This is a genomic window from Hyalangium sp. (assembly GCF_035629615.1).
Classification (GTDB): domain Bacteria; phylum Myxococcota; class Myxococcia; order Myxococcales; family Myxococcaceae; genus Hyalangium.
Window position 1 is genome coordinate 1 of sequence record NZ_DASPHO010000216.1, and the last position, 9682, is coordinate 9682.

The following is a 9682-nucleotide window of genomic DNA, read 5'->3' on the forward strand; positions in this document are numbered from 1 at the left end:
GAGCGGTACCGTGGGGTAGGTCGGGGCAGGGCGAGGATGGGCGGGACGGCACGGCGGAGCACCTCGTAGGCACACGCCGAGTTGGAACGGCTCTGGGGCAGCGGGGAGTGGGGCGGTGGAGAGCCGGTTCCCAGCGGGTGGGGCACTCGCTGGGGCCGGCTACTCTGACTTGTGAAGGTGGGGGGTGGGGGCATGAGGGCGGTGAGCGCGCTCGTCGTGGCGGGGCTCATGCTCGGGGGACCGTTGGCGCACGCCGAGGCTCCGGAGGTGAAGAGCCACAAGCAGGATCCAGAGCGGATGGCGCCCTTTGGGTTGCTGCTCGATGCAGGCATCCCGGACGGAGCGGGGTTGTCCGCTGCATTCCGGCCGGCGCGGACCGTGCGATTGCATCTGGGCGCCACGCATAACGGCATTCGTCTGGGAGGTCGGGCCGGCGTCACCTGGCTGCCGAGGCCAGGCGGATCCACACCCTCCGTCACGTTCGAGGTGGGCCATGCCCTCGCGGGGGACGCGGCCAGGCTGGCGCGAAGGATGGCGGACAGCTCCTTGCCGCCGATCCACTCGATGGAGCGCGTAGGCTACTCCTACGCCAGCACTCACCTGGGCTTCGAGCTCGGTGATCCTTCCAGCGTCATGTTCTTCCTGCGCGCGGGCGTGAGCTGGGTCGAGCTCGATGTGCCCAGCGTGGAGGTGCTCGGAGAGCCGTTCATCCGGCGCCTGGGCGAGTCCGGCGCCCAGGGCGGACGCTTCATCTACACGATGCCGTCCGCCAAGGTGGGGCTGATCCTCTACTTTGGCTGAGCGGTGCTCACCGCGTCGAAGAACGCGAGCACCTGCGCCTCGCCCCAGAAGCGCGGCGCGTGCACACGGCCGGAGACGAAGCCCACGTGGCCCCCGCGCTCGGTGAGCACGAGGCTCAGGTGCGGGTTGTCCGCGGCCTGGGGCGGGATGACGGGAGACTCCAGCATCGGATCATCGCTGGCGCTCAGCAGGAGCGTGGGCCGTTGGATGGCATGGAGCTTCGGCCCTGAGGACGCCTCCGCGTAGTAGTGGGCCGCGTCCCGGAAGCCGTGCAGTGGCGCGGTGACGGCGTCATCGAACGCGCGGATGCTGCGCGCGGCCTCCATGGCCTTGCGATCCAAGGCGTCGGGGAAGCGCCGGAGCTTCTCGCGTGCCTTCTGCTTGAGCGTGCGCAGGAAGCGCTCGCGGTACAGGCGCTGGAAAGGCCCCGGTCCGTCGAGCTTGCGGCAGCACGCGTCCAGATCGTACGGCGCGCTCATGGCGGCCGCGGCCCGCACCGGAGCGTCCGCCCCTGTCTCCTCCAGCAGCCGACAGAGCACGTTGGCGCCCAGCGAGAAGCCCACCGCGTACAGCGGACCGGCGATCCGGGCCCACAGGTGCTTCATCACCGCCAGCGCGTCGCCGATCTCTCCCGAGTGGTACGAGCGCGCCAGCCGGTTGGGCTCGCCGCTGCACGAGCGGAAGTTGAGGGCGGTGGCGCCCCAGCCTCGCTCGGAGGCGCCCCGGAGGATGGCGGTGACATAGCCCGCCTTGGAGGAGCCCTCGAGCCCATGGAGCACCACCACATGGGGGGAGGTGGGGGCACCGTCGAAGGTGTCCAGATCGACGAAGTCGCCATCGGGCAGCTCGAGCCGCTCACGCCGCACCGGCGGCAGACGGGTGGGGCGCGCGAGCGCGGCGTAGATGGTCTGCGCGTGGGGCGAGGCCAGGCCGGTGGCAGGGACGAAGGAGTGGGTTGGTTGGAAATGCACAGAGCCGCGATAGCGCTCACGCAGGGGAGAGACAAGAGCCTGACAGGTCGGGAAGTTGCGCGCCGGACCGTGGGCTCACTTCGCGCCGCGGGCCTGGCGCATGGAGGCGCACTCCATGGCCTTGGACTCCCAGAGGCGCGTAGGCGCCCCACCTCTCAACGCGGGAGGATCTGCTTCACGTCCCCATTGTTGTTCACCGTGAGGGACACCTGCTGGCCCTTCTTCCAGGCGAGGTACTCCTGCTCGGTCTTGGGCTCGAGGGTGGCCTTCTTCTCCCCATCGTCGTAGGCGATGTGGAGGGTGTACTTCTCCTCGCGGCGCACACGGTCCGTCGCGCCCACGGACAGCTCCGCCCAGCGCGGGGGCTCGTCATCGTGGCCCGAGGTGTCGCGGCGGGCCAGCTCCTTCCACTGGTAGGTGTCGTAGCTGCACTGCTGCGCGTAGACGGGCTCCGTGCGGTAGCGCGTCTCGTTGCGGCAGTCCTCGTAGGACTCGCTGCAGTACTTGGTGACGTCCTCGCAGATCTCCTCCTTGAAGCCGTTGCCCTTGTTGCGCGTGCGGCACTTCTCCTCCGTGCCGCAGGCCACCTTGCGCGTCTTCGTCGAGCAGACCCGCTCCGTGCCGTCGGCCACCTTCCGGGTGGAGCGCTGGCGCGAGACGCAGCCGCGGATGTTCTGCACCCCGGCCAGCTCTCCCTTGCCGTCGGAGGGCATGCGCGGCGCCTGGGTGCGCAGCTCGTCCTGCCAGCCCTCCAGCGTCACCGGGGTGAAGCGCTCGTGGTACGCGGTGCGCTTCCACTCGGTGCTCGTGATCTGGCCCGTGGTCTCGTGCTCCGCGCTCAGCCAGAAGCCGTAGACGATGGTGCTGCCGCAGCAGAAGAAGAGGCTGCCCACCAGCGCCATGCCCACCTTGCCCAGGGTCCTCTTCTTCGTGGGCGGGGCCTGGGGCCGCGGAGCAGGCATGCCGGGATCCGCCTCCTCCTGGAGCGCCTTGGAGTCATCCGTGCGCTCGGCCTTGCAGTTCTTGCAGATCGGCTGGTCGCCCCGGTTGGAGGCGCCGCAGTAGGCGCAGAACCAGTCCGCGCCCGCGCTGGCCATGTCCAGGGCCTTCTCGTCCGTCACGCCGTCGCGCAGGGCCTTGCCCGTGGCTGCATCCGTGCCTCCGAACTCGAACTCGGACTCCTTGCCGGTGAGCTCGCGGGGGTTGTTGCAGGTGGGGCACTTCTTGTGCCGGGCGGGGATGTCCTTCGTGTCACACGAGGTGCAGTTCCACGTGCCCTCGATGATCCGGATGCGCTTGGCCATGGCCGCATCCTATCTCCACCGGCGCTCAGACCCAGAGGGCTCGCGGGATGGGAGTGGCCTCCAGGGAGGGCAGGCCCGGCCTCAGTGGCCTCAGCATGGGCAGTGAGCCCTCCCGAAGCTCCCGCGTTCCGCCCGGTACCTGCGCCACCAGGGAGGCCATGGAGGGCTCCTCCCACAGCACCACCTGGGAGAGGCCCGCTCGGTGGGCCACGCGCCGAGCAGCCCCCAGCAGCGCGGCCGTTTCCTCGGCCGTCCGCGCGTCGAGCATCAGCACCATCAAGGTGCTGGTGCGGCCCATCATGTACCAGAGGGCCGTGGAGGCACCGGCCATGGCGCCGTTCGTCTCGGGGCGCGGGCGGGGCATCAGCTCCGCGTAGATGCGCTCGCGCTCGATGTGCCAGTCCACCTGCGGAGCGGTCGGCCAGTAGAAGAAGGGAGCCTCGGGCCGGCGCATGCGCGCGTGCGCGGCGCTCACCTCCGTGTCTGGGAGGAGCCGGTCCACGAGTGCGGCGGGCTCGCCCGGCTCCGGAGTGAAGCGCCAGTCCCAGGCCGGAGTCTCCTGGTAGCCGGAGCGGCGGTAGAGCGGTGCGCCCACGTCCGAGAAGAGCAGGGCCGTGTGGACGCGCGGGGAGGCGCGCTCGAGCTCCGCGGCCAGCAGGCCCAGCAGCCGCGTGGCGTACCCACGCCCGCGCAGACGCTCCTCGGTGAAGACGCTGGCGATGGCGAAGTTGTCGCCCTGGACAAGGGCGCCATCCGGAGCGCGGAGGAAGCTGTCCATGCGATAGGTCTCGCACGAGGCGAGCACACCGCCCTCCTCCTCGCACAGCAGCCAGGTCTTCAGCTCGGCGCGGGACCAGGGGTGGCCGCGCAGCCGCTTCTCGCGCTCGATGAAGCCCGCCACGGTCAGCGGAGGGCCCCACGCGGGATAGTTGACGACATCCCGCTCCACCTTCTGTTCATCGCTGGCGAGGACGAGGCGCATGGCTCACAGGCGGGTGGTGTAAGGGAAGCGGAAGTGGAACATGAGGTAGGCCTGTCCCACGTGGAAGATGGACTCGCGCAGGGGCTTCGTCTCGCTGAAGGTGCCCAGCCGCTGGGGAATGTAGAGGGCCGAGTCCCACCCGATGCTGATGAGGAAGCTCTTGGTGAGCTGGAACTCCAGATCCGCTCCCAGCTGGAGTCCCGGCCGGAGGAAGTGGGTGGTGCCCAGCTCCGCCAGGTCCGAGTACACATAGGCGTAGGTGAGGAGCAGCCCCGCGTCGACGGAGAAGCGCACGGGGCTGGAGCTGAACGGCAGGCCAATACCCAGGGGCTTCCAGGTGGCCCCATACATGCCGGTGTTGCGGTACTTCGGCGAGATGATGAGCGAGTCCGGGACGAGGGCGAGCACCGCGGGGGAGAAGCGGATCTCGCCCGACTTCAGCGCCTGGCTCCGGTACTTGCGCGGGATGAGGGCCTGGTTCTTGCGCAGCCACTCCTTGTCGAGCACGGCCTCCACGTTGATCTTCAGCCCGGTGTGGATGGGCTGGTCCTCGAAGATGGGCCCGAAGAAGAAGAAGGCGGCCGGGCCGATTGCGAAGTCTACGGGAGCGGTGACGGTGCGCTGGGCTGCCGCGACGTCGGGCAGCAGCAGACACCACAGCAGGGCCAGCGGGACGAGCTTCATGGACTTGTGCCTCCGGAGGAGCTTCGGCAGCCTCCTCGCAGCGTAGAAGGGTCCCATGGGGCCCGCAAACGCCACGCGGCGCCGGGGAGAGCCCTCGGCGCCGCGCGGAGACCGCCAGGAGCGGTGGGGAGGCTACGGGTGGCTCGGGCTCGGGGCCTGCTGCCCACCGGGCGCCGCCTGCCCGCTGCCGTGAGCGCCGCCGCCGGCGCGATTGTGGGTGCTCTTCTTGCCCTCGATGAACTCCAGGTCCGGCAGGTCGCTCAGGTGCGAGCCCGCCGGGTTCGCCGGGCGGTAGCGCGTGGCAAGGTCCGCCATGGGCATGATCAGCATCATCAGCACGAACAGCACGGAGACGGCCATCACCAGGCGGTTGGCGCCCTTGTGATCGACCAGGTGCATGAAGAACAGCAGCACCAGACCACCCTTCGCGCTGGCGATGAGCAGAGCCAGCGCCAGCCCGAATTGGGGGATGTGAATGCTGCCGGTCCACACTGTCAGCCCCGTGAGGGCGAGCAACACCCCCCACACGACCCAGTACCGGACCGAGCTATGGTGCTCCTGCATGTTGTGCGCTTCCTGACTGGACTCGTTGGCCACGGACATGAGGGGACGCTCCTAGATCAGGTACAGCAGCGGGAAGAGGAAGATCCAGACCAGGTCGACGAGGTGCCAGTACATGCTGCCCAGCTCGACCGCGGTGTAGTTGTTGGGCCCGAAGTTCTTCTCACGCATCGCCTTGAACATCAGCCACACCAGCACGCTCATGCCGATGATGACGTGGAAGGCGTGCAGGCCCGTAGCAAGGAAGTAGATCGTGAAGTACAGCGGCACGCCCGGCAGCTGCACGGCCTCCATGGTGTAGTACGGCCCGGGCAGCGCGCCCTCCTCGAACTTGTGGCTGTACTCGAAGCCCTTGATGACGAGAAACGCGCCGGCCATGGCGATGGTGAGCCCGAACATGATGGCCACCAGGCTGTTCTTCCCCTCCTTCGCGTAGTGCACGGCGAGCGCCGCCGTCAGCGAGGAGGTGATGAGCACCACCGTGTTGACGGTGCCGAGCGACAGGTCCAGGTGCCGGCTGGCCTCCGCGAACGCCTCCGGGTAGGCGTAGCGGTAGACGCCGTAGCAGACGAAGAGGCCCGCGAAGAGCAGGATTTCGGTGGAGAGGAACAGCCACATGCCCAGGCGGGCGGCGTGGTTCTGTACCTCCAGCGAGGCGAAGTGCGCCGCCAGCCGGGGAACCCCGGGCGTCGCGCCCGCGGTGTGAGCACTAGACTGCATTCGGCACCTCCGCCTTCTTCGGATCCACGTAGAGGTGGGGCTCTTCAGAGAAGGTGGGCTGCGGGCCCACGAAGTTGTGCGTCGGCGGCGGCGAGTCGGAGATCCACTCGTAGCCCTTGCTGCGCCACGGGTTCTTCCCAGACGGCCGGCCGTACACCAGTGCGTAGGTCAGGTAGACGCTGATGATGACGAAGCCGAACGCCAGCAGGGACGCGCCCGCCGTGGAGGCCACGTTCAGCGCCTGGTAGCGCTCCGGGTACTCGAAGTAGCGCCGCGGCATGCCGTAGTTGCCCAGGAGGAACTGCGGGATGAACGTCGCGTTGAAGCCCAGGACGATGAACACCGCGGCCACCAGGCCCCAGCCCTCGTGGTACACCCTCCCGAACATCTTCGGGAACCAGTAGTGGATGGAGGCCAGGAAGGCCATCACCGTGGCGCCCACCATGATGAAGTGGAAGTGGGCCACCACGAAGTAGGTGTCGTGCCAGTGCACGTCCAGCGACGTGGTCGCCACCGCGATGCCCGTCATCCCACCGAACACGGTGAAGAAGAGGAAGCCGCAGAAGTAGGCAAACGGTGTCTTGAAGTCCACCGCGCCCTTGTAGACGGTGCCCACCCAGTTGAAGACCTTGATGGCGGTGAAGACGCCCACCAGCATGGTGATGACGCCGAACACGCCCGCGTCGAACGTGGACTGCCCCGACACGAACATGTGGTGGCCCCACACGAAGAAGCCCACGAAGGCGATGCCGAGGCTCGAGTAGGCGATCGCGCGGTAGCCGAACAGGTTCTTCCGGCTGTAGGTGGCCACCACCTCGCTCATGACGCCGAAGGAGGGCAGCACCATGATGTACACGGCCGGGTGGCTGTAGAACCAGAACAGGTGCTGGAAGAGCACCGGATCCCCGCCGCGAGCCGGATCGAACAGGCCGAAGTGGAACAGCTGCTCACCGGTGACGATGACCATCAGCAGGCCGATGACGGGCGTGGCCAGCACCTGGATGCAGCTGGTGGCGTAGAGCGCCCAGACGAACAGGGGCAGCTTGAACCAGGTGATGCCCGGCGCCCGCATGGTGTGGATGGTGACGATGAAGTTGAGGCCCGTGGCGATGGAGCTGAACCCGATGATGAACGCGCCGAAGAGCACCGGCGCCACCGTCGTCGTCGTGTGCGCGCTGTACGGCGTGTAGAACGTCCAGCCGGTGTCCAGGCCGCCGTTGAGCATGCCCCACAGCGCCAGGAAGGCGCCCGCCAGGTAGATGTAGAGGCTGGCCAGGTTCAGCCGCGGGAAGGCCACGTCCTTGGCGCCCAGCATCAGCGGCAGGACGAAGTTGCCGAACACCGCCGGGATGGCCGGGATCATGAACAAGAAGATCATGATCATGCCGTGGAGCGTGAACGTACGGTTGTACGTCATCGCGTCCATGATGGTGGGACCTGGCGTCAGCATCTCCAGGCGGATGGCCATCGCGAAGATGCCGCCCACCAGGAAGAAGAGCAGGATCCACACCAGGTACATGAGGGCGATGCGCTTGTGGTCCACCGTCAGCAGCCACGACTTGATCGTGGTGCCGTCCACCAGATAGCTCGGGTGGGCGTGGTCCGCGCCATGCGCGTCGTGGGCGTCGTGCGCGGGCAGGACACCGTCTGCTGTCGTGCTACTGGATGGGTTCATAAGCAGGTCCTTGAGAAGCGCCCTCACGCACGTTCGCGGTGCGCAGCGACTTGATGAACTCGACGATGGCCGCCGTCTCCGGGCCCTGCAGCTTGCCCTGGAAGGTCGGCATGACGTTCTTGTACCCGGACACGATGTGGGCCCCCGGGTCCATCATCGACTGGGTGATGTAGGCCTCATCCACGCGGACGGTCTGCCCGGTCTCGAGCTTCTCCATCCGGTCATACATGCCCAGGAACGTGGGGCCGATGTGCTGCGCCCCGTCCATGGTGTGGCACTTGAAGCAGCCCTGGGTGCCGGCCAGCTTCTGGCCCTGCTCGGCCATGCGCGCCACCGGCGGCACCAGCGAGGTGTCCGCCAGCGCATCCTGACGGCCGGCCAGCCGGCCGCGCTGCTGGTCCTTGAGCCACTCCTCGAAGTCCTCCGGCGAGAGCACCACCACCTCCGCCAGCATCTTCGAGTGGGACAGGCCGCAGTACTCCGTGCACAGCACCTGGTAGGTGCCGGGCTTGGTGGCCTCGAACCACGCCTGCGTGTAGCGGCCCGGGAGCGCATCCATCTTGATGCGGAAGGCCGGCACGTAGAAGGAGTGGAGCACGTCCCGCGAGGTGATGAGCAGGCGCACCGGGCGGTTGGCCGGCACGTGCAGCACGTTCACCCCGTTGGGGCCCTCCGGGTACGCGAACTTCCACATCCACTGCTTGCCCATCACGTACACGTCATACGTGTCCTTGGGAGGCGTGGTGAAGAAGATGAAGTCCCGGAAGCCGATGGCGAACCAGAGCAGGAAGAACACCAGCGGCACGGAGACGAAGAGGAACTCCGTGGGCAGGTTGGGCACCACGTACTCGGTGGCCTGGTTGGGCGTGCGCCGCCGGTAGCGGAAGAACATGAAGACAGCCGCCAGGCCCACCGCGATCGACGACACCATGGTGACGCCGACGACGAAGTAGTGGAGGTTGTCGACCCGCTCCGCGAACGTCGACGCGCGCTCCGGGAGGAAGAGGATTTTGTCAGCGAGGTTGCTCATGCCGCAGCGCCTTTCTTCAGCTCGCGCCTCCAGAAATAGATCAGCATCGCCGAGAGCGCTGTGAACACCAGCATCGCTCCCGTCCGGATGAACCCGAACACATAGAAGCTGTACCGCCGCATGGCGGTGTCATACTTGAAGCAGGACAAGACGACCCGATCGAAGCTCGTGCCCACCCGTCCGTTGCCGGCCTCCACCAGCGCCAGCTTCATGTCCTTGGCGGGGAAGCTGGTGCCGTACAGGTAGCGGGAGACGCTCCCCTCGGGGGTGATGACGTGCACCACCGCGGGGTGGGCGTACTGCTTGGTGCTCTCGTCGTAGCGGTACTTGAAGCCCACCGCCTCGGTGAGCTTGCGGATGTGCTCCTCGGTGCCCGTGAGGAAGCGCCAGGGAGCGGACTCCGGCTTGCCCATGGCCTGCAGGTGGCGGCGGCGCCGCTGCTCGCTCTGCGCTGGCGTGTCCTTGGGATCGATGCTCACCGTGACAGCCTCGTAGTCCTTACCGAGCTCCAGTCCCACCTCGCGCATCGCGGCCACCTGGGCGTTGATGACGAGGTTACAGAGCATGGGGCACTCGTAATACACCAGCGTCAGCAGGGTGGCCTTGTCCTTGGGCAACACTTCACCCAGGGACACCTCGCGGCCCGCCTCATCCGTGAAGCGCGCCGCCAGCGGCAGCGGCTCCCCCAGGCGCTCCTCCACATCCACCCCCTGCACCTGGGGCGGCTGGTCCGCATCGACGATGGCCTGAGGCGTCTTGCCTCCACCGGGCAGGGCAGACGCCGGCAGCGCCGCGCTCAGCACGAGCGCCGCCAGGGCGAGCCCCGCGTGCCGGCCAGCGCGCGAGGAGGAGCAGAGGTGGGAGGAGGACATCGACATCCAGGAGGCCTAGCGAGGGTTGGGGGTAGGGGCGGGAGCCTTGCCGCCGGGAGCCGGAGCCGTCTCGGGTGCCGGG

10 protein-coding genes are annotated in these 9682 nt (G+C 67.8%); 1 reads left to right on the top strand and 9 read right to left on the bottom strand.

Annotated features, from left to right (window positions below; genetic code table 11):
* Nucleotides 1–192: 192 nt before the first annotated feature.
* Nucleotides 193–801, top strand: coding sequence for a hypothetical protein (locus VD972_RS10960; RefSeq protein ID WP_324984978.1), 609 nt, complete (start codon nt 193–195; stop codon nt 799–801).
* Here the strand turns inward: VD972_RS10960 and VD972_RS10965 are convergent.
* The 9 genes from VD972_RS10965 to VD972_RS11005 form a co-directional block, all read right to left on the bottom strand.
* On the bottom strand, nt 789–1772 hold the full coding sequence (locus VD972_RS10965; protein WP_324984980.1) for a hydrolase: 984 nt from the start codon (nt 1770–1772) through the stop codon (nt 789–791). The two genes, VD972_RS10960 and VD972_RS10965, sit on opposite strands and share 13 nt — an antisense overlap.
* 155 nt (nt 1773–1927) lie before the next feature.
* Nucleotides 1928–3076, bottom strand: coding sequence for a hypothetical protein (locus VD972_RS10970; RefSeq protein ID WP_324984982.1), 1149 nt, complete (start codon nt 3074–3076; stop codon nt 1928–1930).
* A 25-nt stretch (nt 3077–3101) separates the two neighbouring features.
* Nucleotides 3102–4058: a GNAT family N-acetyltransferase gene (locus VD972_RS10975; protein ID WP_324984985.1), complete on the bottom strand. Its 957-nt coding sequence runs from the start codon at nt 4056–4058 to the stop codon at nt 3102–3104.
* A gap of 3 nt (nt 4059–4061) precedes the next feature.
* Nucleotides 4062–4742, bottom strand: a complete 681-nt coding sequence (locus tag VD972_RS10980; RefSeq protein WP_324984987.1) for a hypothetical protein — start codon at nt 4740–4742, stop codon at nt 4062–4064.
* A 132-nt stretch (nt 4743–4874) separates the two neighbouring features.
* Nucleotides 4875–5345 carry a cytochrome C oxidase subunit IV family protein gene (locus VD972_RS10985; RefSeq protein WP_324984988.1) on the bottom strand — a complete coding sequence of 157 codons (471 nt, stop codon included), beginning with the start codon at nt 5343–5345 and terminating at the stop codon, nt 4875–4877.
* A gap of 12 nt (nt 5346–5357) precedes the next feature.
* Nucleotides 5358–6023, bottom strand: a complete 666-nt coding sequence (locus VD972_RS10990) for a cytochrome c oxidase subunit 3 family protein (RefSeq protein ID WP_324984990.1) — start codon at nt 6021–6023, stop codon at nt 5358–5360.
* Complete coding sequence (locus VD972_RS10995; RefSeq protein ID WP_324984993.1) at nt 6013–7698, bottom strand: cbb3-type cytochrome c oxidase subunit I; 1686 nt, start codon at nt 7696–7698, stop codon at nt 6013–6015. The genes VD972_RS10990 and VD972_RS10995 overlap by 11 nt, the downstream gene beginning before the upstream one ends.
* Nucleotides 7682–8728 carry a cytochrome c oxidase subunit II gene (gene coxB / locus VD972_RS11000; protein WP_324984996.1) on the bottom strand — a complete coding sequence of 349 codons (1047 nt, stop codon included), beginning with the start codon at nt 8726–8728 and terminating at the stop codon, nt 7682–7684. The genes VD972_RS10995 and coxB overlap by 17 nt, the downstream gene beginning before the upstream one ends.
* On the bottom strand, nt 8725–9600 hold the full coding sequence (locus VD972_RS11005; protein WP_324984999.1) for an SCO family protein: 876 nt from the start codon (nt 9598–9600) through the stop codon (nt 8725–8727). Before VD972_RS11005 ends, coxB begins: the two co-directional genes overlap by 4 nt.
* Between the last annotated feature and the right edge of the window lie 82 nt (nt 9601–9682).

Bases quoted from the DNA above. Each gene is read 5' to 3' on its own strand.
- VD972_RS10975 (WP_324984985.1), bottom strand. From the start codon at position 4,058: ATGCGCCTCGTCCTCGCCAGCGATGAACAGAAGGTGGAGCGGGATGTC.
- VD972_RS10995 (WP_324984993.1), bottom strand. From the start codon at position 7,698: ATGAACCCATCCAGTAGCACGACAGCAGACGGTGTCCTGCCCGCGCAC.
- VD972_RS10960 (WP_324984978.1), top strand. From the start codon at position 193: ATGAGGGCGGTGAGCGCGCTCGTCGTGGCGGGGCTCATGCTCGGGGGA.
- VD972_RS11005 (WP_324984999.1), bottom strand. From the start codon at position 9,600: ATGTCCTCCTCCCACCTCTGCTCCTCCTCGCGCGCTGGCCGGCACGCG.
- VD972_RS10985 (WP_324984988.1), bottom strand. From the start codon at position 5,345: ATGTCCGTGGCCAACGAGTCCAGTCAGGAAGCGCACAACATGCAGGAG.
- VD972_RS10990 (WP_324984990.1), bottom strand. From the start codon at position 6,023: ATGCAGTCTAGTGCTCACACCGCGGGCGCGACGCCCGGGGTTCCCCGG.
- VD972_RS10980 (WP_324984987.1), bottom strand. From the start codon at position 4,742: ATGAAGCTCGTCCCGCTGGCCCTGCTGTGGTGTCTGCTGCTGCCCGAC.
- coxB (WP_324984996.1), bottom strand. From the start codon at position 8,728: ATGAGCAACCTCGCTGACAAAATCCTCTTCCTCCCGGAGCGCGCGTCG.
- VD972_RS10970 (WP_324984982.1), bottom strand. From the start codon at position 3,076: ATGGCCAAGCGCATCCGGATCATCGAGGGCACGTGGAACTGCACCTCG.